General features: G+C 67.4%; 25 protein-coding genes. 15 read left to right on the top strand and 10 right to left on the bottom strand.

Annotated features, from left to right (window positions below; genetic code table 11):
* The first annotated feature begins 9 nt into the window (after positions 1 to 9).
* Positions 10 to 1,011, top strand: a complete 1,002-nt coding sequence (locus ABZ789_RS13595; protein ID WP_358424438.1) for an oxygenase MpaB family protein — start codon at positions 10 to 12, stop codon at positions 1,009 to 1,011.
* Between the two features lie 54 nt (positions 1,012 to 1,065).
* Positions 1,066 to 1,587, top strand: a complete 522-nt coding sequence (locus tag ABZ789_RS13600) for a hypothetical protein (protein ID WP_358424440.1) — start codon at positions 1,066 to 1,068, stop codon at positions 1,585 to 1,587.
* 7 nt (positions 1,588 to 1,594) lie between these two features.
* On the opposite strand, the gene glpD is transcribed toward ABZ789_RS13600, so the two are convergent.
* On the bottom strand, positions 1,595 to 3,325 hold the full coding sequence (gene glpD, locus ABZ789_RS13605) for a glycerol-3-phosphate dehydrogenase (protein WP_358424442.1): 1,731 nt from the start codon (positions 3,323 to 3,325) through the stop codon (positions 1,595 to 1,597).
* A 117-nt stretch (positions 3,326 to 3,442) separates the two neighbouring features.
* On the opposite strand from glpD, the gene glpK reads away from it, so the two are divergent.
* Positions 3,443 to 4,957, top strand: coding sequence for a glycerol kinase GlpK (gene glpK / locus ABZ789_RS13610; protein WP_358424444.1), 1,515 nt, complete (start codon positions 3,443 to 3,445; stop codon positions 4,955 to 4,957).
* A 57-nt stretch (positions 4,958 to 5,014) separates the two neighbouring features.
* Here the strand turns inward: glpK and ABZ789_RS13615 are convergent, their stop codons facing one another.
* On the bottom strand, positions 5,015 to 6,412 hold the full coding sequence (locus ABZ789_RS13615) for an NAD(P)H-quinone dehydrogenase (protein ID WP_358424445.1): 1,398 nt from the start codon (positions 6,410 to 6,412) through the stop codon (positions 5,015 to 5,017).
* A 178-nt stretch (positions 6,413 to 6,590) separates the two neighbouring features.
* Between ABZ789_RS13615 and ABZ789_RS13620 the strand changes: the two genes are divergently transcribed.
* Complete coding sequence (locus ABZ789_RS13620; RefSeq protein ID WP_358424447.1) at positions 6,591 to 7,061, top strand: gamma-glutamylcyclotransferase; 471 nt, start codon at positions 6,591 to 6,593, stop codon at positions 7,059 to 7,061.
* 98 nt (positions 7,062 to 7,159) lie between these two features.
* Here ABZ789_RS13620 and ABZ789_RS13625 read toward each other — a convergent pair whose 3' ends face one another.
* The 3 genes from ABZ789_RS13625 to ABZ789_RS13635 all read right to left on the bottom strand — a co-directional run bounded on the left by ABZ789_RS13625 (position 7,160) and on the right by ABZ789_RS13635 (position 10,237).
* Positions 7,160 to 8,317, bottom strand: coding sequence for a M20 family metallopeptidase (locus ABZ789_RS13625; RefSeq protein ID WP_358424449.1), 1,158 nt, complete (start codon positions 8,315 to 8,317; stop codon positions 7,160 to 7,162).
* Positions 8,314 to 9,474, bottom strand: a complete 1,161-nt coding sequence (locus ABZ789_RS13630) for a M20 family metallopeptidase (RefSeq protein WP_358424451.1) — start codon at positions 9,472 to 9,474, stop codon at positions 8,314 to 8,316. Before ABZ789_RS13630 ends, ABZ789_RS13625 begins: the two co-directional genes overlap by 4 nt.
* A gap of 64 nt (positions 9,475 to 9,538) precedes the next feature.
* Positions 9,539 to 10,237 (bottom strand): enoyl-CoA hydratase/isomerase family protein, encoded by a 699-nt coding sequence (locus ABZ789_RS13635; protein ID WP_358424453.1) that lies wholly within the window; start codon positions 10,235 to 10,237, stop codon positions 9,539 to 9,541.
* Positions 10,238 to 10,303: 66 nt separating this feature from the next.
* Between ABZ789_RS13635 and ABZ789_RS13640 the strand changes: the two genes are divergently transcribed.
* Positions 10,304 to 11,116: a purine-nucleoside phosphorylase gene (locus ABZ789_RS13640; protein ID WP_358424455.1), complete on the top strand. Its 813-nt coding sequence runs from the start codon at positions 10,304 to 10,306 to the stop codon at positions 11,114 to 11,116.
* Positions 11,113 to 12,612, top strand: coding sequence for a phospho-sugar mutase (locus ABZ789_RS13645; RefSeq protein ID WP_358424457.1), 1,500 nt, complete (start codon positions 11,113 to 11,115; stop codon positions 12,610 to 12,612). The genes ABZ789_RS13640 and ABZ789_RS13645 overlap by 4 nt, the downstream gene beginning before the upstream one ends.
* 6 nt (positions 12,613 to 12,618) lie before the next feature.
* Here the strand turns inward: ABZ789_RS13645 and ABZ789_RS13650 are convergent, their stop codons facing one another.
* Positions 12,619 to 13,314 (bottom strand): MspA family porin, encoded by a 696-nt coding sequence (locus ABZ789_RS13650; RefSeq protein ID WP_358424459.1) that lies wholly within the window; start codon positions 13,312 to 13,314, stop codon positions 12,619 to 12,621.
* Positions 13,315 to 13,514: 200 nt separating this feature from the next.
* Positions 13,515 to 14,138, bottom strand: a complete 624-nt coding sequence (gene upp / locus ABZ789_RS13655) for a uracil phosphoribosyltransferase (RefSeq protein ID WP_358424461.1) — start codon at positions 14,136 to 14,138, stop codon at positions 13,515 to 13,517.
* A 112-nt stretch (positions 14,139 to 14,250) separates the two neighbouring features.
* On the opposite strand from upp, the gene ABZ789_RS13660 reads away from it, so the two are divergent.
* Genes ABZ789_RS13660 through ABZ789_RS13680 form a run of 5 tightly spaced genes read left to right on the top strand, consistent with a single transcriptional unit; the run spans position 14,251 to position 17,574 of the window.
* Positions 14,251 to 14,586 carry a type VII secretion target gene (locus ABZ789_RS13660; RefSeq protein ID WP_358424463.1) on the top strand — a complete coding sequence of 112 codons (336 nt, stop codon included), beginning with the start codon at positions 14,251 to 14,253 and terminating at the stop codon, positions 14,584 to 14,586.
* Complete coding sequence (locus tag ABZ789_RS13665; RefSeq protein ID WP_358424465.1) at positions 14,583 to 15,557, top strand: C40 family peptidase; 975 nt, start codon at positions 14,583 to 14,585, stop codon at positions 15,555 to 15,557. The genes ABZ789_RS13660 and ABZ789_RS13665 overlap by 4 nt, the downstream gene beginning before the upstream one ends.
* A gap of 60 nt (positions 15,558 to 15,617) precedes the next feature.
* Positions 15,618 to 15,938 (top strand): hypothetical protein, encoded by a 321-nt coding sequence (locus tag ABZ789_RS13670; protein WP_358424467.1) that lies wholly within the window; start codon positions 15,618 to 15,620, stop codon positions 15,936 to 15,938.
* On the top strand, positions 15,935 to 16,282 hold the full coding sequence (locus ABZ789_RS13675) for a YbaB/EbfC family nucleoid-associated protein (protein WP_358424469.1): 348 nt from the start codon (positions 15,935 to 15,937) through the stop codon (positions 16,280 to 16,282). Before ABZ789_RS13670 ends, ABZ789_RS13675 begins: the two co-directional genes overlap by 4 nt.
* 59 nt (positions 16,283 to 16,341) lie before the next feature.
* Entirely contained in the window at positions 16,342 to 17,574 is a 1,233-nt protein-coding gene (locus ABZ789_RS13680) for a primosomal protein (RefSeq protein WP_358424471.1), read from the top strand.
* Between the two features lie 27 nt (positions 17,575 to 17,601).
* Here the strand turns inward: ABZ789_RS13680 and ABZ789_RS13685 are convergent, their stop codons facing one another.
* Genes ABZ789_RS13685 through ABZ789_RS13695 form a run of 3 tightly spaced genes read right to left on the bottom strand, consistent with a single transcriptional unit; the run spans position 17,602 to position 20,440 of the window.
* Entirely contained in the window at positions 17,602 to 18,687 is a 1,086-nt protein-coding gene (locus ABZ789_RS13685; protein ID WP_358424473.1) for an adenosine deaminase, read from the bottom strand.
* Positions 18,688 to 18,744: 57 nt separating this feature from the next.
* Positions 18,745 to 20,028 (bottom strand): thymidine phosphorylase, encoded by a 1,284-nt coding sequence (locus ABZ789_RS13690; protein WP_358424475.1) that lies wholly within the window; start codon positions 20,026 to 20,028, stop codon positions 18,745 to 18,747.
* Positions 20,021 to 20,440: a cytidine deaminase gene (locus ABZ789_RS13695; protein ID WP_358424477.1), complete on the bottom strand. Its 420-nt coding sequence runs from the start codon at positions 20,438 to 20,440 to the stop codon at positions 20,021 to 20,023. The genes ABZ789_RS13690 and ABZ789_RS13695 overlap by 8 nt, the downstream gene beginning before the upstream one ends.
* 253 nt (positions 20,441 to 20,693) lie before the next feature.
* Between ABZ789_RS13695 and sdhC the strand changes: the two genes are divergently transcribed.
* The 4 genes from sdhC to ABZ789_RS13715 are packed head-to-tail and all read left to right on the top strand — an operon-like array spanning position 20,694 to position 24,086.
* A complete protein-coding gene (sdhC, locus tag ABZ789_RS13700; protein ID WP_358424479.1) occupies positions 20,694 to 21,101 on the top strand; it encodes a succinate dehydrogenase, cytochrome b556 subunit in 408 nt (135 codons plus the stop codon).
* Position 21,102: 1 nt separating this feature from the next.
* Positions 21,103 to 21,543 carry a succinate dehydrogenase hydrophobic membrane anchor subunit gene (locus tag ABZ789_RS13705; RefSeq protein ID WP_358424481.1) on the top strand — a complete coding sequence of 147 codons (441 nt, stop codon included), beginning with the start codon at positions 21,103 to 21,105 and terminating at the stop codon, positions 21,541 to 21,543.
* Positions 21,544 to 21,558: 15 nt separating this feature from the next.
* Positions 21,559 to 23,310 carry a succinate dehydrogenase flavoprotein subunit gene (gene sdhA / locus ABZ789_RS13710; protein ID WP_358424483.1) on the top strand — a complete coding sequence of 584 codons (1,752 nt, stop codon included), beginning with the start codon at positions 21,559 to 21,561 and terminating at the stop codon, positions 23,308 to 23,310.
* Positions 23,310 to 24,086, top strand: a complete 777-nt coding sequence (locus tag ABZ789_RS13715) for a succinate dehydrogenase iron-sulfur subunit (RefSeq protein WP_358424485.1) — start codon at positions 23,310 to 23,312, stop codon at positions 24,084 to 24,086. The genes sdhA and ABZ789_RS13715 overlap by 1 nt, the downstream gene beginning before the upstream one ends.
* Positions 24,087 to 24,127 lie beyond the last annotated feature (41 nt).

Consider the following 24,127-nt stretch of genomic DNA (forward strand, 5'->3'; position numbering starts at 1 on the left):
TCTGACAACATGCGTAGTCAGGCATCCTCCGGGTCGGGTTCCGACGGGCCGTCGCGCGGCAGGACGCCGGAGCCGTTGGGTCCGGATTCTCTGACGTGGAGATATTTCGGCGGGTGGCGCGGCATGATCTTCGGGCCCTGGGCGGGGTCGATGCAGAACATGCATCCCGGTCTCGGGGCCGCCGTCGAAGAGCACTCGAAGTTCTTCGACGAGCGCTGGGAGCGTCTCTACCGGTCGCTGTACCCGATCTACGGTGTCGTCTTCGACGGCCCCCGCGCCCCGGAGACCGCGGCGAAAGTACGCGGCTACCACAACACCATCAAGGGAGTGGACAAGAAGGGCCGCAAGTATCACGCACTCGATCCGGACACCTTCTACTGGGCGCACGCGACCTTCTTCTACAGTCTCGTCGTCTCCATCGAATGGTTCGACGGGCCGCTCACCCTCGAGGAGAAGCACCGGTTGTTCGACGAGCACGTGCAGTGGTATCGGCTGTACGGAATGCCGATGCACTCGGTCCCGGAATCGTGGGAGGCATTCCTCGATTACTGGGATCACATGTGCCGAAATGTACTCGAGGACAACAAGGCCACTCGCGACGTGCTCGACCTGTCGAATATCGACCGCCCGCCCTACCTGCGGTGGTTCCCCGAGGTCGTCTGGAAGCTGATCCGCCCGCCGGTGACGGCGGGATTCCTGTGGCTCACCGTCGGGTTGTACGACCCGCCGGTACGCGAGCTACTCGGCTACGACTGGAGCAGGCGCGACGAGCGACTGCACGCTCTCGTCGGCCGTGCGATCGGTGTGTGCACCGCAGTCGTGCCGTGGCGCTACCGATATCATCCGCGCGCGCGTGCGGGCTGGGACCGCGTCTTCGGCCGCATCGCGGCCGACTCCGGTCTGCTCGAGACGCCCGGCCGCAACCTGCCTCCGCGCGACCGCCGCGACTCGCCGATGCACTACAGCCCCGAAGTGACGAACCGGCACCGCCCCACCACCGTTTCGCACTGACGGGTCCGGCCGGATCCCGTCCCGGCAAAGGCCAGTCCGTGTCACGCTTTCGACGTGTCCACGCCTCCGTACCTGCCGACCGAGCGGCGGCGCCCGCTGTCGCGAAGTTCGGCGGCCTCCCGCATCAGCGCCTACGTCTACGGCAACATACTCGTGCTGGCCGCGCTCGTCCCCATCACGACGTCGCCCGAGTACATCGGGATCGCGATCGTGGCGGGCACCGCACTCTCGACGTTCATCGCGCATGTCTTCGCCGAGTCGGTTTCCCAGACCGTGCGCACCGGTGAACAGATCTCGCGCAGCGAACGTCTCGAGGAACTCAGGGACTCGGTACCGATCCTCTCGTCCGCGGTGTTGCCGTGCCTGATTCTCGCCACAGCGTGGCTCGGCTGGCTCGAGCCCCGTACCGCACAGCTTCTCGCCGAGGTCGCAGTGCTGGTCCGTATCGGTTCGACGGTGCTCGTCGTGCGCCGGTTGCAGCACCGCAGACCGACAACCCGGACCGTTATGGCCGCGGTGGGAGTAGCCCTGCTCGCGACGGTCGTCGTCGTCGTGAAGGTCGTGCTCACGCACTGACCCCGGATCACATGATCGGGACCGGTTCCAGGATCTCCGGCCGGGCTTCGGGTGCCGCTGCCCTGAGCGCATCCGCCGACTCGTCGTCGGGACGGCTCTGCGACTCGATCTCGGCCACGACGCGTGCCCGGTACGTCGCGATCTCCCGATCGACGGTGGCGTCGTCCCACCCGAGAACGGGGGCGACCAGACGAGCCACCTGTTCGGCACAGTGCAGCCCGCGGTGCGGATACTCGATCGAGATGCGCGTCCGGCGTGCCAGCAGATCCTCGAGATGCAGGGCTCCCTCGGCCGCAGCACCGTAGACCACCTCGACCTGCAGGTACTGCGGAGCATCGGTGAGCGCTTCGAGAAGTTCGGGCCGTCCCTTCGCGAAGCTCAGCACGTCCTCGATGAGGGAACCGTAGCGATCGAGCAGGTGCTTGACCCGGTAGGGATGCAAGCCGTATTCCTCGGCGAGGTGCATGGTCTGGTTGACCAGTGCGAAATAGCCGTCTGCCCCGACGAGGGGCACCTTCTCGGTGATCGACGGCGCGATGCGGGCCGGGATGTCGTCGGCGGCGAGATCGACGGCGTCCTCGGCCATGACACGATAAGTGGTGTACTTGCCTCCCGCGATGGCCACGAGGCCGGGGGCCACGCGGGCAACGGCGTGCTCGCGCGACAGTTTCGACGTCTCGTCGCTCTCCCCCGCCAGGAGGGGGCGAAGTCCCGCGTAGACGCCGTCGATGTCGTCATGGGTGAGCGGCACGACCAGCACGCGATTGACATGGTCGAGGATGTAGTCGATGTCGGCCTTCGTCGCAGCGGGATGCGCCAGGTCGAGATTCCAGTCGGTGTCGGTGGTCCCGATGATCCAGTGATTGCCCCAGGGAATGACGAACAGCACCGACTTCTCGGTGCGCAGGATGATCGCCGAGTCGCTGACGATCCGATCGCGGGGCACGACGATGTGCACCCCCTTCGACGCGCGTACCCGGAAACGGCCCCGCTGCCGCGACAGCGACTGGATCTCGTCGGTCCACACACCGGTCGCGTTGATCACGACATGCGCGCGCACCTCGGTGACCGAACCGTCCTCGCTGTCACGCACTCGCACACCCGAGACGCGGTCGGCCTCCCGGAGAAATCCCACGACCTGGGTGGAGGTGCGCACCACGGCACCGTAGTGTGCTGCCGTCCGTGCGACCGTCATGGTGTGCCGGGCGTCGTCGACGACGGTGTCGTAGTAGCGAATTCCGCCGACGAGCGAGTTCCGTTTGAGGCCGGGAACCATCCGCAGGGCGCCCGACCGGGTCAGGTGTTTCTGGGCCGGAACGGACTTCGCGCCACCGAGCCGGTCGTACAGGAAGATCCCGGCTGCCATGTAGGGCCGCTCCCACACCCGGTGGGTGAGCGGGAACAGGAACTTCAACGGCTTGACGAGATGTGGAGCGAGGGTGGTCAGGGCGAGTTCGCGCTCGCGCAGCGCTTCCCGGACGAGCCCGAACTCGAGCTGTTCGAGATAACGCAGGCCACCGTGGAACATCTTCGACGACCGGCTCGACGTACCGGAGGCGTAGTCGCGGGCTTCGACGAGTGCCACCCGAAGGCCACGCGTGGCTGCGTCGAGCGCTGCACCCGCACCGACGACACCACCGCCGATGACCACGACGTCGAACTGTTCGGTGGCGAGACGACGCCAGGCATCGGCGCGCTGTTGCGGTCCGAGGAGTTGCACACCCGATTCGTTGGTCACCGCACCCGCTCCCGTGAGTCTCCGACGTATCCCGATCAAGGCTAGTAGTTTCGACCGCGCAGCGCGCAGCGGAAGCGTTGCCGAGCCGACTCGTCCCCTTCACTCCGAGGATCACCTGTGAACCAGTTCATCGCGGCGATCGACCAGGGCACCACGTCCAGTCGGTGCATCATCTTCGATCACGACGGGCGCATCGTGACGATTTCGCAGAAGGAACACCGCCAGTTCTTCCCGCGGTCGGGATGGGTCGAACACGATCCGGAAGAGCTGTGGCTCAACACCCGCGAGGTGGTCGCCGCCGCGGTGGCCAAGGCCGAGCTGCGGCGCCGCGACATCGCAGCGATCGGAGTGACCAATCAGCGCGAGACCACCGTGGTGTGGGATCGCAACACCGGCCGCCCCGTCTACAACGCGATCGTCTGGCAGGACACGCGTACCGATCGGCTCGTCGAGGAACTCGCCGGTGACACAGGGCCCGACCGGTATCGCGAGATCACCGGACTCCCGCTGTCGACCTATTTCGCCGGTCCCAAGGTCCGCTGGATTCTCGACAACGTCGACGGTGCCCGTGAGCGCGCGGAAGCCGGCGACCTCGTGTTCGGCACCATCGACAGCTGGATCCTGTGGAATCTCACCGGTGGTATCGGTGAAGAGGGCCAGCCACCCGGCGTGCACATCACCGACGTCACCAACGCTTCCCGGACCCTGTTGATGAACCTCCGGACCCAGCAGTGGGATCCGGAGATCTGTGCGGATTTCGGCATCCCGGAATCGATGCTGCCCGAGATCCGCAGTTCGGCCGAGGTGTACGGGCACGCGCGCGAACGTGGACCGCTCGCGGGCGTGCCGATCGCCGGTATTCTCGGCGACCAGCAGGCCGCGACCTTCGGCCAGGGCTGCTTGTCCCCCGGAGAGGCGAAGAACACCTACGGAACCGGCAACTTCCTGCTTCTCAATACCGGCACCACCCCGGTTCGCAGCGAGCACGGCCTGCTCACCACCGTGTGTTACCGGATCGGCGACGCACCTGCCGTCTACGCCCTCGAAGGGTCGGTGGCCGTGACCGGTTCGCTCGTGCAGTGGTTGCGCGACAATCTCGGGATCATCCGGTCCGCCGACGAGATCGAGGAGCTCGCCGCAAGCGTCCCCGACAACGGCGGGGCGTATTTCGTCCCGGCCTTCTCGGGATTGTTCGCGCCGCGATGGCGACCCGACGCCCGTGGCGTCGTCGCCGGGCTCACACGCTTCGTGGGGAAAGGGCACCTCGCGCGCGCGGCGCTCGAGGCGACGGCCTACCAGACCCGCGAGGTCATCGAGGCGATGAATGCCGACTCCGGTGTCGAATTGCACACTCTCAAGGTCGACGGCGGCATGGTGGTCAACGATCTGCTCATGCAGTTCCAGTCCGACATCCTCGGTGTCCCTGTCGTGCGGCCGGTGGTCGCGGAGACCACCGCGCTCGGCGCAGCCTATGCAGCCGGGCTCGCCGTCGGATTCTGGAAGGACGAGGAGGACATCCGCCGTAACTGGGCCGCGGACCACACCTGGGAACCCGGGATGGGCGCCGACGAACGCGAGCGGCTGTTCGGCGAATGGAACAAGGCGGTCGAACGCACCTACGACTGGGCCTGACCCGAGTCGAGCGGGACCGGCGTTCTCCGTCAGGGGCGCCGGCCCCGATGTGACGGCTCAGTCCAGATCGTCGTGCCGCATCAACTGACGTGCAGCCTCCGTCACCGATCCGCTCAGCGACGGATAAACCGAGAAGGTCTGCGCGAGATCGTTGACGGACAGGTTGTTCTGCACCGCCAGCGCGATGGGGAGGATCAATTCGGAAGCGTTCGGCGCCACGACCACTCCGCCGATGACCACGCCCGTCGCGGGACGGCAGAAGATCTTCACGAAACCTCGGCGCAGCCCGGACATCTTGGCCCGCGGGTTCGTGTTGAGAGGGAGCATCACGGTGCGGGCAGGGACCTCACCCACATCGATCGTCGCCTGGCTGACGCCGACGGCCGCGATCTCAGGGCGGGTGAACACCGCCGCCGCAACGGTTTTCAGCTTGATGGGGCTCACACCCTCACCGAGGGCGTGGTACATGGCGATACGTCCCTGCATCGCCGCGACCGATGCGAGCGGCAGCAGGCCCGTGCAGTCGCCCGCGGCGTAGATGCCGGGGACAGCGGTACGCGAGACCCGGTCCACGGGAAGGTATCCGCCCCGGTCGAGTTCGAGTCCGACCTTCTCGAGCCCGAGATTCTGGGTGTTCGGCACCGAACCGACGGTCATCAGCACGTGACTGCCCTCGACGATCCGGCCGTCGGCGAGAAGTACACGCACGCCGTCACCCGTGCGTTCGACGCGATCGGCGCGGGCGTGCTTGACCAACGTCACGCCGCGTTCGGTAAGGACGTCCTCGAGCACGAGCGCCGCATCCTCGTCTTCGTGCGGCAGGATGCGGTCACGGCTCGAGACCACGGTGACCTGCACGCCGACCTCGGTGTAGGCGGAGACGAACTCCGCACCGGTCACACCCGAGCCGACCACGACGAGATGTTCGGGCAACTTCTCGAGGTCGTAGAGCTGACGCCAGGTGAGGATCCGCTCGCCGTCCGGTTCCGCTCCCGGCAGCACACGAGGGCTCGCTCCGGTCGCGATCAGCACGACGTCGGCGTCGAGCACCTTCTCCTCGCCGGTCAGCAGCTTCGCGCGGACCTGATGGGCGGCCATGCCGGGCTGTGCGTCGACGAGTTCGCCGTATCCGGAGAACAGCTTCACACCGGCCGCCTCGAGCTTGGTCCGGATGTCCGCGGACTGTGCACGGGCGAGACTCTTCACGCGGTGGTGCACCTGCGGCAGCGAGACCGCGGCGCGTTCGAGCTCGATACCCAGGTCGGCGGCGCGCCGCATGTCGGTGCGCACGCCCGTCGAAGCGATGAAGGTCTTGGAAGGAACGCAGTCGAAGAGCACGCAGGCACCGCCGATCCCATCCGAATCGATCAGTGACACCGTCGCGCCGTACTGGGATGCCACCAGCGCCGCCTCGTATCCTGCGGGGCCGCCGCCGATGATGACGATCCGGGTCATTGCTCTCCTCTGTATCGATTCCGAAGGGTGCCGGTTCGGGCTGCACGTGGCGCCTGGTGGGCACACACGTCGACAACAACGCTATGTCACTGCCCCCACCTCGCGCACAGGGACCACCCGACCCGGCACACAACGCCCCTCCGCCGGATGCGCCGCGCGACAGGCTAGCCTTGTCCCCGTGCCGATCTACGCCGCCTACGGGTCCAACATGCATCCGGAGCAGATGCTGACGCGCTGCCCGCACTCGCCGATGGCGGGAACGGGCTGGTTGCACGGCTGGCGGCTGACCTTCGCCGGGGCCGATATCGGGTGGGAGGGTGCACTCGCGACCGTCGTCGAGGATGCCGATTCGAAGGTGTTTGTCGTGCTCTATGACGTTACCGAGGACGACGAGCGCAGCCTCGACCGGTGGGAGGGAGCCGAACTCGGGTTCCACCGCAAGATCCGCGTGCGCGTCGACACCGCCGACGGCCCCGTCCTCGCCTGGCTGTACGTCGTGGACGGATACGAGGGTGGGCTTCCGTCGGCGCGCTACCTGGGCGTGATGGCCGATGCGGCCGAGATCGCCGGTGCGCCGGCCGAGTACGTGCGGGATCTGCGGACCCGCAACAGCCGCAACGTCGGACCGGGGCGGCCCGACAGCTTCTAGAACGCCGTCGCCCTACCCTTCGCGGTAGAACGGCACCGGTCGCTGTACCCGAACCGTCACAGGGTCGCCGACCTGCAGACCGTACAGCACAGGGCGTCTCAGCCCGTGCCGAGTACCAGGTTCGTCATCACCCGCACACCCACGGCCAGTGCTCGCTCGTCGAGATCGAAAGTGGGCTGGTGGATGTCGAGTTCGGGTCCGACGCCCGACCACACCCCGAGCCGGCCCATGGCCCCGGGGATGTGTTCGAGATACCACGAGAAGTCTTCTCCCCCACCGGACTGCGGGGTGTCCGCCAAGGCGTCCGGTCCGAGCGTCCGGATGGCGTCCTCGAACATCCGCGCCGAGACCTCGTCGTTCACCACGGGCGGGACGCCGCGGCGGTAGTTCAGTTCGTAGCTGACACCGGTGGGCGCGAGCAGGCCGTGCACGATCTCCCGGACCATCGGTTCGAGCAGGTGCCAGGTCTCGTGATCGCCGGTCCGGACGGTGCCGGCCAGCATCCCGGTCCGAGGAATCGCATTGGGCGCCTTGCCCGCGCTGACCGCGCCCCACACCATGACCGTGCCGGTGCGCGGATCGATCCGGCGACTGAGCATCCCCGGCAGACCCGTGATGACGGCGCCGAGGCCGTAGACGAGGTCGCCGGTCAGGTGCGGTCGCGAGGTATGGCCACCGGGCGAGTCGAGGACGAGTTCGACGGTGTCGGCCGCCGAAGTGATCGCTCCGACCCGCATCCCCACCTTCCCCGCCTCGAGCCGGGGATCGCAGTGCAGCGCGAAGATGCGCGAGACGCCGTCCAGTCCCCCGGCCGCGACGACGTCGAGCGCCCCACCGGGCATGACCTCCTCCGCAGGCTGGAACACCAGTCGTACGCCGACCGGCAGTTCGGGCATCGAGGCCAGAGCCAGCCCCGCACCGAGTACGACGGTCGTGTGGGCGTCGTGCCCGCACGCGTGCGAGACCCCGGGGACGGTCGATTCGAAGGGCAGACCGGTCGTCTCCTGCATGGGCAGTGCGTCCATGTCGGCACGCAGGGCGATTCGCGGTCCACCGGACGGACCCAGATCACAGATCAGACCGGTGCCGCGAGGCAGGACCTTGGGTTCCAGTCCGGCGGCCCGCAGATGCTTGGCGACGAACTCGGTGGTGGCGTACTCCTGCCGGGCCAATTCCGGATTCGCATGGATGTGACGGCGCCAGAGCGAGAGATCCTCGACATGGCGGTCCAGCCACTTCTCCACGTAGGGGTTCATCGGCGTCCGGCCTGTTCGATGAGTCGTGCCCGCTGCACCGGATCGGTCGCCGCGCGCACTGCCGTTCCGGTGAGCCCGCGGGCTCCGTCGAGCACGGCCCGGTCGGCGGATTCGGTCACACACGCGGCTGCGAACGCCGGTTGGTGTGTGACCGCGCCACCGGAGTCGAGTCCGATGACGGGATGGATTCCCGGCATCACGTTCGTCACGTTTCCCATGTCGGTACTGCCCAGCGGGCGCGCTCCTTCCTCGTCGACGGGCAACGGCCGGCGCCCGAGACCGATGATCTCCTCACGATATGCCTGCACCAGCCACGGATCGGGAGTGAGTTCGGTGTAGGTCGGCGACACCGTCCGGATCCGGTGGTTGCATCCGGTGGCCAGAGCGCCGGCCGCGAAGCAGTTCCGCGCGCGTTCGGCGAGGTCGTCGAGGAGTTCGCTCGTCCCTGCCCGCAGGTAGTAGAGCAATTCGGTATGGCTGGGCACGATGTTCGGCGCGGTCCCGCCCTCGGCGACGATCCCGTGGATCTGCTGTCCGGGATGCAGGTGCTGCCGCAACAGCCCGACCGCGACCTGCGCGATCGTGGCCGCATCGGCGGCGTTGAGACCGTACTCCGGGGCGGCGGAGGCATGCGCTTCCCGGCCGTTGTACTCGACGGCTATATCGGCGAGGGCCAGCGACGTCGCGCCGGTGATGTCGACGGGACCGGGGTGCACCATCATCGCCGCTCCCACGCCGTCGAAGACACCGCGTTCGAGCATGAGCACCTTGCCCCCGCCCGTCTCCTCGGCCGGTGTCCCGATCACACGCACGGTGACGCCGAGTTCGTCGGCGAGCGCCGCGAGACCGAGGCCGGCGCCCACGGCCGCCGCCGCGATGATGTTGTGACCGCACGCGTGCCCGATACCCGGCAGCGCGTCGTACTCGGCACAGAAGGCGAGGACGAGTTCACCGCTTCCGAATCGCGCGTCGAAGGCGGTGGGGAGGTCGGCGATACCGGTCTTCACATCGAAACCGGAGGTGCGCAGCACCTCGACGATCTTCGCCGCGCTGCGATGCTCCTCGAAGGCGAGTTCCGGCTCTGCGTGGATCGAATGCGACAGGCCGACGAGGGTGTCGGAGGCAGCCTCGATCGCCGTGGCGTATTCGGTCGTCACAAGGTCCAGTCTGTCATGCCGACCGCGGGTCGATCGATCGGCGTACAGGCCGGTCCGGCCGGGATCAGCCCAGTCCGAAGTTCGATGCGTCGGTCCGGATCTCCAGCGCCGCGATCAGCGGCGCGTGCAAACCGCGCTTGATGCCCGCCAGGTTCGGGCCACGAGTCGCGGTGAGCGCTGCGGCACGCTCGACCGCGGTGGCGAGTACGTAGTCGTCGTCCACAGCCCGTTCGGCGATTCCTGCGGCCACGGCGTCCTCGCCGCCGTAACGACGGCCGGTGGTGATGGCCTCGACGGCCGTCTGGATGGGCAGTCGCGAGCGGATCAGGGCGGACATCCCGACCGTGAACGGCATGTTCAATTGCACCTCGGGCAGGCACCAGAATCCGCGATCGGCGCGCATCAGCCGGAAGTCGTGTGCGAGCGCGAGCATCGCTCCGGCGCCGAAGGCATGTCCCTGGACCGCCGCGACCGTCGCCGTAGGGAAGGTGAGAAGCCGGACATAGAGATCGTGAACCGAATCCAGATAGTCCGGCAGATCCGGCAGGTTCGCACCGACCCAGTCGATATCGAGTCCGTTGCTCCAGAACTTGCCGGTCGCCGCCGTGACGAGAGCGGCCGGGCCCTCGTGAGCCTCGACCTCGTCGAGCAGGGAGTGGATCGCCACGAGGCGGTCCGGGTGGAACCGATTCTCGGAGACCTCCACGTCGCGGTCACCGAGATGCAGCACGAAGACGTCGCCGTCGCGTTCGAGGTAAGGCATGGACGTCAGCCTACCCCGACTCCTTACCGACGAGTAACATCTCGGTACCGGCTAGGGTCCGATCCCATGGGAGAACCCGATCACATCTTCGATCCCGAAGCGGCCGCCGACGCCGCAGCCGCCGCCCTCGCCGAGCGGACGGGCGTGGCCGAACACCCCGTCGCCGTCGTCCTCGGGTCCGGTTGGCGGGCCGCTGTCGAGAGTTTCGGCATTCCCGTTGCCACGATCCCGATGAGCGACCTGCCCGGCTTCGCTCCGCCGACAGCCGCAGGGCACGCCGGGAACATCCACTCGGTACGCGCCGGCGACAATGCGGTGCTCGTGCTCGCGGGCCGGATCCACGCGTACGAGGGGCACGACCTCGCCCGCGTCGTGCATCCCGTGCGCACGGCGATCGCCGCGGGTGCGCGCACCGTCGTTCTCACCAACGCAGCCGGAGGGATCGACCCCGAGTTCTCGGTGGGCCAGCCGGTTCTCATCTCGGACCATCTCAACCTCACCGGTCGATCACCGCTGGTGGGCGCTCAGTTCGTCGATCTCGTCGACGCGTACTCGCCGGAACTTCGCGCCCTCGCCCGGGAGATCGAGCCCTCGCTGCGCGAAGGGGTCTACGCCGGGCTGCCCGGCCCGCACTACGAGACCCCGGCCGAGATCCGGATGCTGCGCACACTCGGCGCCGACCTCGTCGGCATGTCCACGGTGCACGAGACGATCGCCGCGCGCGCTGCCGGGGCACGGGTGCTCGCGGTGTCGTTGGTCACCAACGCCGCCGCCGGCATCACCGGCGCTCCGCTCGACCACACCGAGGTGCTCGCCGCGGGACGCGCGGCCGCGACCCGGATGGGCGACCTGCTACGAGATCTGGCGGCTCGGCTGTGACGCTGCGATTCGGCACCGCCGGTCTGCGTGGCCCGGTGGGCGACGGACCGGACTGCATGAACGTGCCCGTCGTCGTGCGCACCACCGCCGGGCTCGCGGCGTGGCTCGAAGCCAACGGACAGGGCGGCGGCACCATCGTCGTCGGGCGCGACGCCCGCACGGGCTCCGCCGAATTCCACAGCGCGGCCGCAGAAGTTCTCGCCGCAGCCGGTTTCCGCGTCGTCGCCCTCGACCGGCCTCTCCCCACTCCGGTGACGGCCTTCGCGGTCCGCGCACTGAATGCCGTTGCAGGCGTGCAGATCACGGCATCACACAATCCTGCCACCGACAACGGCTACAAGGTGTATCTCGCGGACGGAGCGCAGCTCGTCGTGCCTGCCGACCGTGAAATCGAAGCCGCGATCGACGCCGTCGACGACGTCGGCGAGGTGCCCCGGATGCCGGTCGCGGCGTCGGACGGCGATCTGGTCGAGCGGTACCTCGCCCGGGTCGCCACACTGCCCCGGTCCCCGCACCGGGCGGTGCGCATCGCCCTGACGGCACTGCACGGGGTCGGGGGTGAGGTGGCCGTGGCCGCACTGCGCCGCGCGGGATTCGACGACGTCCACGTCGTGGCGTCACAGTTCGCGCCGGACCCGGCATTCCCGACCGTGGCCTTCCCCAACCCGGAAGAACCCGGCGCGACCGACGCCCTCCTCGCCCTGGCGGCCGAGGTCGAGGCCGATATCGCCCTCGCACTCGATCCCGATGCCGACCGATGCGCCGTGGGCGTCCGGACCGCGCAGGGATGGACGATGCTGCGGGGTGACGAGACCGGGGTTCTGCTCGGCGACCGCATCCTCGCGTCCTCGGCGCCGGGCTCGCTGGTCGCGACCACCATCGTGTCGTCCACTATGCTCGGCCGGCTCGCGGCCGCGCGCGGCGCGCGGTACGCGCAGACTCCGACAGGGTTCAAATGGCTGGCGCGCGCGGGCGACGGACTCGTCTACGCCTACGAAGAGGCGATCGGGCACTGCGTGGATCCCGATGCGGTGCGCGACAAGGACGGTATCGCGACCGCGGTGGTGGTCGCCGACTACGCCGCCGAGCTGAAACAGGCCGGCCGGAGCCTGCCCGACGCACTCGACGAGTTGTATCGCGAGTTCGGCGTCCACATCGGCGATCAGGTATCGATCCGCGTCGACGACGTGCAGCGCATCGGCGCCGTCATGGCGCGACTGAGGTCGGAGCTACCGACGACCATCGCTGGTCTGTCCGTCACAGCGACCGATCTCGCCCGGACCTCCGGTCCGATGAACACCGATGCCCTCGTCTTCGAGAGTCCCGTCGACACCACCGGCGGTCCGTCGGTGCGCGCCGTCGTGCGCCCATCGGGCACCGAACCGAAACTCAAGGTCTATCTCGAGGTGGTCACCGAACGAGACCGCCCGGCCGCGGAGTCGGTGCTCGCCGCACTGCGCGGATGGGCGGTCTCGCTCGGCGACGAGAATCCCTGATTTCGGTCAGACGCGTTGTGGCACACCGTAGGTCACGACGGTGTCCCGGTCGGCCGTGACCGCTTTCAGGTACGGGCGGATCATCACAGGACCGACGGCCCCCGAAACGGAACCGTGCACGCCTGCGATCCGGATGGTCGTCGAGGCCCCGTCGAACGTGAAGTCCTCCACGATCGGAACATCCGTGATCCCTCCGGGCTCGAGCGGGATCTCGATCTCCTGGGACGGGATGATCTGGCCCCCGAGCGCTCCTCCCGATTCCAGCCCGAGCTCGAGCGCGAACTCGGGAGCGATTCCGATGTTCAGCGCCGCCCCGCTTTCGACGCCCCAGTCGAGGTTGGGTGTGTAGAGGGTGACGGTCGCTCCCGGAAGGAAGACCGGGTAACCGACCTGCAAGCCGACTTCCACTGCCGTACCAGCGGAGGTCTCCGCACCCGGGCCGGTGATCCGGACCGTGGCCACCTCGTCGTGGAAGAACTCCACACTCAGCGGAGAGCTGTCAAGCGGCGGAACCGACTGCGTCGACGTGTCGGCCTGTATGACCTCGATCGCACGCCCGTCGTCGAGCGGGAGGATCCTCGAGTTGTCGACGGCGGCCGCAGCCGTACCGTGACTCGCCGCCGCGGCGAGGACTGCGACAGCCCCCACCGATGCGACCCGCGCACATCCGCGAATCAGTTTGCGGGAAAAGAGCTCTGACATTCCGTGGACCCCCATCTCTGGCTGTTCCGGCACAGTGGACCTCATACGGAGCACACCGAGCGTAAGGAACAAACGAGACCTGCGGGTTCATTTTCGATAACGAGATGACTGCGGTGCGGCGTCACATCAGGACCGCCGACCACACCAGGCACACCAGTCACAAGCCGTTACAAGCTTGTCGCGGGCCGTAGTCGCGCCGGTTATCGCGGACCGAACTGCCGGTCTCCCGCGTCGCCGAGACCCGGCACGATGTACTTGTTCTCGTTGAGCCCCTCGTCGATGGAGGCCGTGACCAGCCGGACCGGATGCCCCGATGCGGCCAGCGCTTCCACACCTTGCGGTGCCGCAACCACACAGACCGCGGTGATGTCGGTGGCGCCGCGCTGAACGAGCATGTCGAGGGTGTGCACCATCGACCCGCCGGTTGCGAGCATCGGATCGAGAACGAAGACGGGCAGGCCCGACAGATCCTCCGGAAGCGACTCCAGATAGGGCACCGGCTCGAAGGTCTTCTCGTCCCGGGCGAGGCCCACGAAACCGACCTGTGCCTGAGGGATCAGGGCGTGGGCCTGCTCGACCATGCCGAGCCCGGCGCGCAGGACCGGAACGAGCAGCGGCGGTTGCTGCAACCGCACTCCCTCCGTCACGGCGACCGGCGTCTTGACCTCGAACGTCGCAATCGGAGCGTCACGAACCGCCTCGTAGACGAGCATCTGCGTGAGCTGGCTCAATGCGTGCCGGAAGGCCGCGTTGTCGCTGCGTTCGTCGCGCAGGATGGTGAGGAGCGAAGCAGCGAGCGGGTGGTCGACGACGAGCGAATCCATGTCCGAAGGATAGAACGACGGAACCGACCGGCATGCCGGTGCGTCGAACCCCGCAGGGGCGAAACCCGTCGAGGGTGTCCAAGCCCACAGCAACGACGCGAAAGGTGACGCGGTGAGCGGGCACGCCGACAGGGAAGCGATCCGGATCGACGCGACGGCCGTGAGGAGGTTCGGTGACGAGACCGCAGGGCTGGCCGGGCGCCTGCACGACGCCGCCGAACGAACACGCCGAGGCGACCCGGGCACGCTGAGCGTCGTACTGGGACCCATCGGAGTACCGGTCCTCACCGCGCTCACGGCGGCCCACAACGCCCACGTGCACGACCTCGACCGGCTCGGCCACCTGCTCGCCGGGATGGGCGACGCCGCGATCGCCTCGGCCACCGCCTACGAACAGGCCGTCAACGAGACCGGGACACGGCTGGGCTCCGCTGCGGAGGACCTGTGACGCCGGGCGAACTGCTCGCCGCGCCGCTGACCGAACTTCTCGAAGCCTTCGGCACCGCACTGCCACCGGAGGTCGACCCGAGCGAGATGGTCCGCATCGGGGCACGGTGGGCCGAGGAGGTACACGCCGCCGGGCGGGACGCCGTCGCCGAACTCGCCTGGGCCTGGGGAGGCCCGGCTGCCTCGCAGGCGATCGCGAGTGCGGAGCAGACACTGGCGGACGTGCTCGCTGCAGCCGATCGTGGCGCAGCACTCGCCGGTATCGCTCTCGAAGCCACGGTCACGGTGCTCGACGGCGCGGCCGAGTTGGCTCGCCTCGTCGAATCCTTCGTCACCTTCGCCGAGCGGTCCGGACCCGCGGCCGCGCTCCCACAGGGCGGGTTCACCCTCCTCACCGTGGCGATCGACCATCTGGCCACCGGGCTGGACGTGCTGAGCCGGGTGACCGCAACGCTGGCTGCCCTTGCGGACGATGCATCTACCCTCCTTCCGGCCGAGTCCGGAGAACGTCCCGCTCCCGGAACCCCCGTCGGCGATCCGCGAACGCTGCACCACTTCGGCGACGGGATCCCCGGCGGAGTGGAAGTGCGGCTTCCGGACGGCAGTGTCAGCCGAGCGCCGAACGAGACCGCCGCGACAGCCGTCCGTCACGCCCTCGCTCAGCAGGGCACCCCTTACGTGTGGGGCGGTACCACCCCGGGATCCGGGCTCGACTGCAGTGGGCTGACCCAGTACGCCTACGCCGAGGCCGGTGTGGACCTGCCGCGGCTGGCTCAGGAGCAGAACGTCGGCGCACAGGTGCATCCCGCGGACGCACTGCCCGGTGACCTCGTCGTCTGGGATGGGCACGTGGCGATGGTGATCGGCAACGGCATGATGGTCGAAGCCGGTGACCCGGTGGCCGTCACGCCCATGCGCACGACGAACAGCGGGATGGCGTTCTACGGCGTTTACCGCCCCACCGGCACCTGACACCTCGAAGAGATTCGTGCCGGAGGGAACCATCCGGTCCGGCGCTGCGTCCGACCCGATATGGACAGCACGACGACGGAGCCGATCACGGCCACGGCCCACAACCGGACGGGAACGATCTCGGTGCGGACCACGGACGGTGGACTGCCGGTGGATCTGCGCATCGACGAGCACGAGTTGCGGTACGGAGCGAAGCAGCTGGCCGCCCAGATCCTCGCTCTGAACAAGCAGGCCGCTCTCGAGGCTGCGGTGGTACGCGGCGAACGACTCGCTGCCGAGGGCGTACCCCGGGAGATCCTCGACCGGATGGGGCTTCCTTCCCGCGCAGACCTGGTCGACGGGACGGCTCCGATCGACGTTCCGCGAGGCGTCGCCCGATGAGCGAACGGATCGTGGAGTCCGTGGTCGAGCGGGCATACAGCCGGCTCGACGCGCTCGAGCGGACCGTGGAGGCGCTGCACGTGCTCCGGGGAACCGCGAGCAGTCCCGACGGGCGCGTGACCGCCCGCGTGGACGGTTCGGGAGCGCTCGAAGACCTGCAGTTGTCCGAAGCCATCCGCGGCGCCGACCCCCGGGAGCTGAGCGCCGTGATCCTCGCGACCGTGCACGAGGCCGCACGGAACGCCGGAGCCGCGCGGGTCGCGACGATGGAGGCACTGCGCTCGTCGCTCGCGGCGACAGCGGGCACTCCGTCCACTGTGGGCGACCGCTCCGTACCGATATGAATCACGATCGGACGGCCCCCGGGTATATTCTCGGCCGCGACATGGCTAGGCTTCGCGCCATGGCAGGAGATATCGTCCCGATCGAGCTCGGTCTCACCGACGGTGACCTCGTCACGCTCTGGGCGCCACGCTGGCGTGAAGGCGACGACGAGTGGGAGGCATTCCTCGGCCACGGCGACGATCTGTACGCATTCCCCACAGTTGCGGAACTCGTCGCGTTCGTGCGGTCGGGAGCCGAGAACGACCTCGTCGAGCACGAGGCATGGCCGGTCGTGTCGAAGCTCGCTGCCTCGGAGTTCGAACCCGACGACCAGCACTCGTACGATCTCGTGGGCGTGCCCGAACTCGTGGCCGACGACCCCGATCCGACCGCGGTGTCGGAACTGCAGGACACCTTCGACATCGTGAGCATCCTCGGCGACGTCTGCGAACTCGACGTCGTGACGAAGTTCGTCGAACGCGAGGAAATCGACACTCTGATCAGTCACGGCGTTTCCGCATTCCGGACGCGTGAAGGCCTCGACCTGTGGAATCGCATCGGAACGGCGGTCGCCGAGGACTGGGATGCGGTTGTCGACGCACTCGACGCCGTGATCTCCACACCCGATGTCGACGCATCCGTGGTGGCGGAGATCGAATCCGAACTCGTCGCTGTCGACGAGAACGAAGTCGAGGCCGACGACACGGTCGTGGACGTCGATTCCGACGACGAGTACGAGTTCCTCGACGGCGCCGACGACGAGTACGAGTTCTGGAACCGGGTGGGCATCGATCCCATCCGGATCATCACGAGCGACGGCACCTGGTACTCGCTGCGCTGCTATGTCGACGACGACGCCGTGTTCCTGGGCCGCGACGGCACGATCGACGTCTTCCCGTCCGAACGCGCGCTGGCCCGATTCCTGGCCGATCACCACGAACACGACCTTGCGACGCTCGAGCCGTACACGGAGATCCAGCTCGCCGCCGTCGACGGTTCGCTCGACGTGACGGTCACCGACGACAACGTCTACGTGCTCACCGGCATCGCCGACGACATCACCGAGGGCGTCGCGGCCGTCGATCCCGAACAGCTCGAACTCGCGGTCGAACTGTTCGGGGACGCAGCCAACTATGCGAACGACGACTCGACCGATGCCGCACTGGCCGGGTCCACGGAACTGGGATGGTTCGTCAACTTCGTGATCGAGCCCGACCCGGAACGACTGGAGCCCAGCCCACCCTTCGATGCCGAGGCGCTGGCCTGGCGGGAACTCGAGCGTGAGTTCGAAGCGCGGTTGCGCAGGCACTGATGCCCGAGGCCGACCGCCGACGAACGCCTACCCGACGAGGACTGCGTATCCGGGCTTGATGACGTCGTCGATCAGTTCCAGCCGCTGATCGAACGGCAGGAAGGCCGACTTCATGGCGTTGATGGTGAACCTTTCGAGATCGACCCACCCGTAATCGAAGGTCTCGACCAGCCGCACCATCTCCTGCGTCATGGTGGTGTCGCTCATGAGCCGGTTGTCGGTATTGACGGTGACGCGGAAACGCAGGCGGGCCAGCAGGTCGAAGGGGTGCTCCGACAGGGCACGCACCGCACCCGTCTGCACGTTCGAGGACGGGCACAGTTCGAGGGGGATGCGCTTGTCGCGGACATAGTTCGCGAGCCGGCCGAGAGTCGCCGATCCGTCCTCGTGAAGTTCGATGTCGTCGACGATCCGCACGCCGTGACCGAGCCGGTCGGTGCCGCAGAAGGCGACGGCCTCGTGAATGGACGGAAGGCCGAAGGCCTCCCCCGCATGAATCGTGAAGTGGGCGTTCGCGGCGTGGGTGTACTCGAAGGCGTCGAGATGACGGCTCGGCGGATTACCGGCCTCGGCACCGGCAATGTCGAATCCCGCCACGCCACGGTCCCGGAAACGCACGGCGAGTTCGGCGATCTCGAGGGACCGCGCTGCGTGCCGCATGGCGGTGAGCAGGCACCGCACCCGAATGCGGCGACCACCCGCGGCCACCTCGGATTCCCCGGCTCGGAAGCCCTCGAGAACGTGCTCGACGACCTGGTCCAGGGACAACCCCTTCTCGAGGTGCTGTTCGGGCGCGAAGCGCACCTCGGCGTAGACGACACCGTCGTCGGCGAGGTCGAGAACACACTCCCGTGCGACCCGTTCGAGTCCCTCCCCCGTCTGCATCACGGCCACGGTGTGCTCGAACGTCTCGAGATAGCGCTCGAGCGAACCGCTGTCTGCGGACTCCCGGAACCAGCGGGCCAGATCGGCCTCGGTGTGAGCGGGCAGCGCCCAGCCGCACGCATCCGCGAGTTCGAGGACCGTTCGCGGCCGGAGGCCACCGTCGAGGTGGTCGTGGAGGAGCACTTTGGGTGCGGTGCGGACGAGTTCGGAAGTCAGCCGGCCGTTCATGATCCGGACGGTAGTCGGCGCCGGCCGGTTCCGCTCGCTCTCGGACGACCCGCACTCCTAGGCGTGGATCCGTTCGATGATCAGCGGCCTCCTCGGCGGTGCCGTCTCGGCGATCCGGACGCCTTCGCGGAGAGCGGCGAGCGCATCCGGGATGCGTCCGGGAGTGTCGGTGTGCAGCGTCGCGAGGGGTTGTCCCGCTCGCACTCGCTCTCCGAGAACCGCGTGCAGTTCGACACCGGCACCGGCCTGGACATCCTGCCCCTGGTGTTCACGACCGGCCCCGAGGCGCCATGCGGCGATGCCGACGGCGAACGCGTCGAGTTCGGAGAGCACTCCGTCGGCATCGGCGCGGAAGGTCTCTGTGTGGGTGGCGACCGGCAGCGGCGCATGTGGGTCGCCACCCTGGGCGGCGATCATCGCGTTCCACCGATCCATCGCGGTGCCGTCGCGGAGCCGGTCGGTGGGATCGACGTCGTCCACACCCGCAGCCGCGAGCATCTCGCGGGCGAGTGCGAGAGTCAGTTCGACCACGTCCTCGGGGCCGCCGCCTGCGAGCACCTCGACGGCTTCTCGCACTTCGAGGGCGTTGCCCGCGGTCCGTCCGAGGGGGCTGTCCATCCGGGTGAGCAGGGCGGTCGTGGGCAGGCCCTCGTCGGTTCCGAGTTCGACCATCATGCGGGCGAGTTCCCGGGCTTCACCCAGTTCCTTCATGAAGGCGCCGCTTCCGACCTTCACGTCGAGGACCAGCGCTCCCGTGCCCTCGGCGATCTTCTTGCTCATGATCGAGCTCGCGATGAGCGGGATCGACTCGACGGTTCCGGTGACATCGCGGAGCGCGTAGAGCTTGCGGTCGGCGGGTGCGAGGTCTGCTCCCGCAGCGCACACGACCGCCCCCACTGCCGGGTTCGTGAGGATCTCGGCGATCTCCCCCGTGCTCAGGTCTGCCCTCCACCCGGGTACGGACTCGAGTTTGTCCAAGGTGCCGCCGGTATGTCCGAGTCCCCGGCCGGACAGCTGAGGGACGGCCACACCGCACGCCGCGACGAGAGGGGCGAGCGGCAGCGTGATCTTGTCACCGACCCCTCCGGTCGAATGCTTGTCGACGGTGCGCACACCCAATCCGGAGAAATCGAGGCGGCGACCGGAGTCGATCATCGCGGTGGTCCACCGCGCCGTCTCGGCCCGGTTCATCCCGCGGAACCAGACGGCCATCGCCAGGGCCGCCATCTGGGCGTCGGAGATCACGCCGTGGGTGAACGCCTCGACGACCCAATCGATCTCGGTACCGGAGAGCTCGTGACCGTCGCGTTTGCGGCGGATGACGGTGACGATGTCAGGCACGGGGGTCCCCGTTCTCCCGCACTGCCGCGAGATCGTCGGGACCGAAAGCGTCGGGAAGAAGATCGGAGAGTCGCCGCGGGCCACCGGGCGCGTCCACCTCGAGGTCGGGTCCGCCGTGTTCGAGCAGTAGTTGCCGGCAACGGCCGCACGGGGTCAGGACGTGACCCCTGGAATCGCAGACTGCGACGGCCCGAAGCCGGCCACCGCCCTGGGCGAACAGGTTACCGACGAGTACGCATTCGGCACATAGACCCAGTCCGTATGAGACATTTTCCACATTGCACCCGAGGACCATCCGCCCATCGAGGGTGAGCGCTGCGGCCCCCACCGAGAATCCGGAGTATGGAGCGTAGGCCCGCTCCATCACCTCATGTGCTTTGGCGCGCAACATTTTCCAGTCCGTGTCCGGCATGGTTGACCATCCTGTCACGGTGGCGTACACGACGGTGGACGAACCCTGCCGAGTCAGATCACAGTTGGAAAGGCAAACCTAACTTCGCATTTGAGCGCCGTACGATTGAGGCAGGAGATTAGTTCCCGAGTTTGGGATGGGTCTAGAGTCGGTCCAAGTCGGTTCAGGTTCACGTCGGGCCCGTACTGCGGAATCCCCCACAGGTAGGAGCAGCTCGACGCGTCCACCATTGACGTTGGAGGCACAGCACTCGATGAGCAGCACGACTGAAGCCGCCCCCGCAAAGGCGGGGCGCACACGGTCGCTTTACCGGGGAGACCCCGGCATGTGGTCCTGGGTATTGCACCGGATCACCGGCGTGGCGACATTCTTCTTCCTATTCGTACACGTCCTCGACACCGCACTCGTCCGGGTCAACCCCGAGACCTACGACGCGGTGATCGACACCTACAAGAACCCGATCGTCGGACTCATGGAGCTCGGCCTGGTCGCAATGGTTCTGTACCACGCGCTCAACGGCCTGCGGGTCATGCTCGTGGACTTCTGGTCGAAGGGCCCGAAGTACCAGCGCGTGATGCTCTGGACGATCCTCGCGATCTGGCTCGTGGCGATGATCCCCGCGTCCGTTCGCATCCTCTACAACACTTTTGCGGGGCACTGACATGAGCGAAGCGAAGACTCTGGGCAAGGAATACGACCGCCCCGCCGGCCTCGACAACCCGCGTGCGCCGCGCCGCGCCGCGAAGAACAACTTCGAGCTCTACGCCTGGTTGTTCATGCGTCTGTCCGGCCTCGCCCTGATCATTCTGGTCCTCGGTCACCTGTTCATCATGCTGATGCTCGACGAGGGCGTGCAGCGCATCAACTTCGCGTTCGTCGCAGGCCGCTGGTCCAGCCCCTTCTGGCAGATCTGGGACCTGTCGATGCTGTGGCTCGCACAACTGCACGGCGGTAACGGTCTGCGTACCGTCATCGCAGACTACGCACGTAAGGACTCCACCCGGTTCTGGCTCAACACGATTCTCCTCGTGTCGATGATCCTGATCATGGGCCTGGGCACCTACGTGATCTTCACCTTCGACCCGAACATCACGGCGAGCTAGGGGAGCCGAACCCACATGCAGGAACATCGTTACGACGTAGTCATCGTCGGCGCCGGCGGCGCCGGCATGCGCGCGGCCATCGAAGCCGGCCCGCGTGCGCGCACCGCAGTGCTCACGAAGCTCTACCCCACCCGCAGCCACACCGGCGCCGCTCAGGGTGGCATGTGTGCCGCCCTCGCGAACGTCGAAGAGGACAACTGGGAGTGGCACACCTTCGACACCGTCAAGGGTGGCGACTACCTGGTCGACCAGGATGCTGCGGAGATCATGGCCAAGGAGGCCATCGACGCGGTCCTCGACCTCGAGAAGATGGGCCTTCCGTTCAACCGGACGCCCGAGGGCAAGATCGACCAGCGTCGCTTCGGTGGTCACACCCGCGACCACGGTAAGGCCCCGGTCCGTCGTGCGTGCTACGCCGCCGACCGCACCGGCCACATGATCCTCCAGACGCTGTACCAGAACTGCGTCAAGCACGACGTCGAGTTCTTCAACGAGTTCTACGCGCTCGACATCACCCTCACCGAGACCGAGAACGGTCCCGTCGCGACGGGTGTCATCGCGTACGAACTCGCCACGGGCGAGATCCACGTCTTCCACGCCAAGGCGATCGTCTTCGCGACGGGTGGCTCCGGCCGCATGTACAAGACGACGTCGAACGCACACACCCTCACCGGTGACGGCCTCGGCATCATCTTCCGTAAGGGTCTGCCGCTCGAGGACATGGAGTTCCACCAGTTCCACCCGACAGGCCTGGCCGGCCTCGGCATCCTCATCTCGGAGGCCGTGCGTGGTGAGGGCGGCATTCTCCGCAACGCGGACGGTGAGCGCTTCATGGAGCGCTACGCCCCCACCATCAAGGACCTCGCACCGCGCGACATCGTCGCCCGCTCGATGGTGCTCGAGGTGCTCGAGGGTCGCGGTGCCGGACCGAACAAGGATTACGTCTACATCGACGTGACCCACCTCGGCGAGGACGTCCTCGAAGAGAAGCTGCCGGATATCACCGAGTTCTCCCGCACCTACCTCGGCGTCGACCCGGTCACCGAGCTCGTGCCGGTGTACCCGACCTGCCATTACGTCATGGGCGGTATCCCGACCAACATCAACGGCGAGGTCCTTCGCGACAACGAGAACGTCGTCCCCGGTCTGTACGCGGCGGGCGAATGCGCGTGCGTGTCCGTCCACGGCGCGAACCGTCTCGGCACCAACTCGCTGCTCGACATCAACGTCTTCGGCCGCCGCGCAGGTATCGCCGCTGCGGAGTACGCCAACAGCACGAAGCACGTGGAGATGCCGGAGCAGCCGACGAAGTACGTCGACGACTGGCTCGATCTGATCCTCCATCAGGGCGGCAAGGAGCGGGTCGCCGATATCCGCACCGAGCTGCAGCAGACGATGGACAACAACGCGTCGGTGTTCCGCACCGAGGAGACGTTGACGCAGGCGCTCAACGACATCCACGAACTGAAGAAGCGTTACAAGGAGATCACCGTCCACGACAAGGGCAAGCGCTACAACAGCGACCTGCTCGAGGCCGTCGAGCTCGGCTTCCTCCTCGAGATGGCCGAGGTGACGGTCGTCGGCGCTCTGAACCGCAAGGAATCGCGCGGCGGCCACGCCCGCGAGGACTACCCCAAGCGCGACGACGAGAACTACCTCAAGCACACCATGGCGTACAAGGTGGGCGAGGAACTGATCTCCGACATTCGTCTGGACTACAAGCCGGTGGTCCAGACCCGGTACGAGCCCATGGAGCGTAAGTACTGATGACAACCATCGAGAAGACCGACGCGGGCGCCTCCACACTGCCGCCCGTGCCCGAGGGCGCGACGATGGTCACGCTCAAGATCGCTCGGTTCAACCCGGAGGACGACAAGGGTCAGCACTGGGATTCGTTCCAGGTTCCGGCGCTGCCGTCCGACCGTCTGCTCAACCTGCTGAGCTACGTCAAGGGTTACCTCGACGGCACACTCACCTTCCGTCGCAGCTGCGCCCACGGCGTGTGCGGCTCGGACGCGATGCGTGTCAACGGCGTCAACCGTCTGGCCTGCAAGATCCTCATGAAGGACCTGCTGGACAAGAACGGCAAGGACGTGACGATCACGATCGAGCCGATCCGTGGTCTGCCGGTCGAGAAGGACCTCGTCGTCGACATGGAGCCCTTCTTCGACGCCTACCGCGCCGTGAAGCCGTTCCTCATCGCCTCCGGCAACGAGCCGACCCGCGAGCGTATCCAGTCGCAGGCCGACCGTGCCCGGTTCGACGACACCACCAAGTGCATCCTGTGCGCGTGCTGCACCACCTCGTGCCCGGTGTACTGGAGCGACGGCAGCTACTTCGGTCCCGCTGCAATCGTCAACGCACATCGATTCATCTTCGATTCGCGTGACGAGGGTGCCGCCGAGCGTCTGGACATCCTCAACGACAAGGAAGGTGTGTGGCGCTGCCGCACCACCTTCAACTGCACCGACGCGTGCCCTCGTGGCATCCAGGTGACGAAGGCGATCCAGGAGGTCAAGCGCGCGCTCATGTTCGCTCGCTGATCACCTCGCACGAGAGCGGGTCCGTCCCTTTCCCGGGGCGG

Origin of the sequence: Rhodococcus sp. NPDC047139, from assembly GCF_040643435.1 — a bacterium.
Lineage (GTDB): Bacteria > Actinomycetota > Actinomycetes > Mycobacteriales > Mycobacteriaceae > Rhodococcus.

Bases quoted from the DNA above. Each gene is read 5' to 3' on its own strand.
- ABZ789_RS13680 (WP_358424471.1), top strand. From the start codon at position 16,342: ATGGCAGGAGATATCGTCCCGATCGAGCTCGGTCTCACCGACGGTGAC.
- ABZ789_RS13670 (WP_358424467.1), top strand. From the start codon at position 15,618: ATGGACAGCACGACGACGGAGCCGATCACGGCCACGGCCCACAACCGG.
- sdhC (WP_358424479.1), top strand. From the start codon at position 20,694: ATGAGCAGCACGACTGAAGCCGCCCCCGCAAAGGCGGGGCGCACACGG.
- ABZ789_RS13635 (WP_358424453.1), bottom strand. From the start codon at position 10,237: ATGCCTTACCTCGAACGCGACGGCGACGTCTTCGTGCTGCATCTCGGT.
- ABZ789_RS13615 (WP_358424445.1), bottom strand. From the start codon at position 6,412: ATGACCCGGATCGTCATCATCGGCGGCGGCCCCGCAGGATACGAGGCG.
- ABZ789_RS13705 (WP_358424481.1), top strand. From the start codon at position 21,103: ATGAGCGAAGCGAAGACTCTGGGCAAGGAATACGACCGCCCCGCCGGC.
- upp (WP_358424461.1), bottom strand. From the start codon at position 14,138: ATGGATTCGCTCGTCGTCGACCACCCGCTCGCTGCTTCGCTCCTCACC.
- ABZ789_RS13650 (WP_358424459.1), bottom strand. From the start codon at position 13,314: ATGTCAGAGCTCTTTTCCCGCAAACTGATTCGCGGATGTGCGCGGGTC.
- sdhA (WP_358424483.1), top strand. From the start codon at position 21,559: ATGCAGGAACATCGTTACGACGTAGTCATCGTCGGCGCCGGCGGCGCC.
- ABZ789_RS13685 (WP_358424473.1), bottom strand. From the start codon at position 18,687: ATGAACGGCCGGCTGACTTCCGAACTCGTCCGCACCGCACCCAAAGTG.
- ABZ789_RS13695 (WP_358424477.1), bottom strand. From the start codon at position 20,440: ATGCCGGACACGGACTGGAAAATGTTGCGCGCCAAAGCACATGAGGTG.
- ABZ789_RS13640 (WP_358424455.1), top strand. From the start codon at position 10,304: ATGGGAGAACCCGATCACATCTTCGATCCCGAAGCGGCCGCCGACGCC.
- ABZ789_RS13715 (WP_358424485.1), top strand. From the start codon at position 23,310: ATGACAACCATCGAGAAGACCGACGCGGGCGCCTCCACACTGCCGCCC.
- ABZ789_RS13675 (WP_358424469.1), top strand. From the start codon at position 15,935: ATGAGCGAACGGATCGTGGAGTCCGTGGTCGAGCGGGCATACAGCCGG.
- ABZ789_RS13625 (WP_358424449.1), bottom strand. From the start codon at position 8,317: ATGAACCCCTACGTGGAGAAGTGGCTGGACCGCCATGTCGAGGATCTC.
- ABZ789_RS13595 (WP_358424438.1), top strand. From the start codon at position 10: ATGCGTAGTCAGGCATCCTCCGGGTCGGGTTCCGACGGGCCGTCGCGC.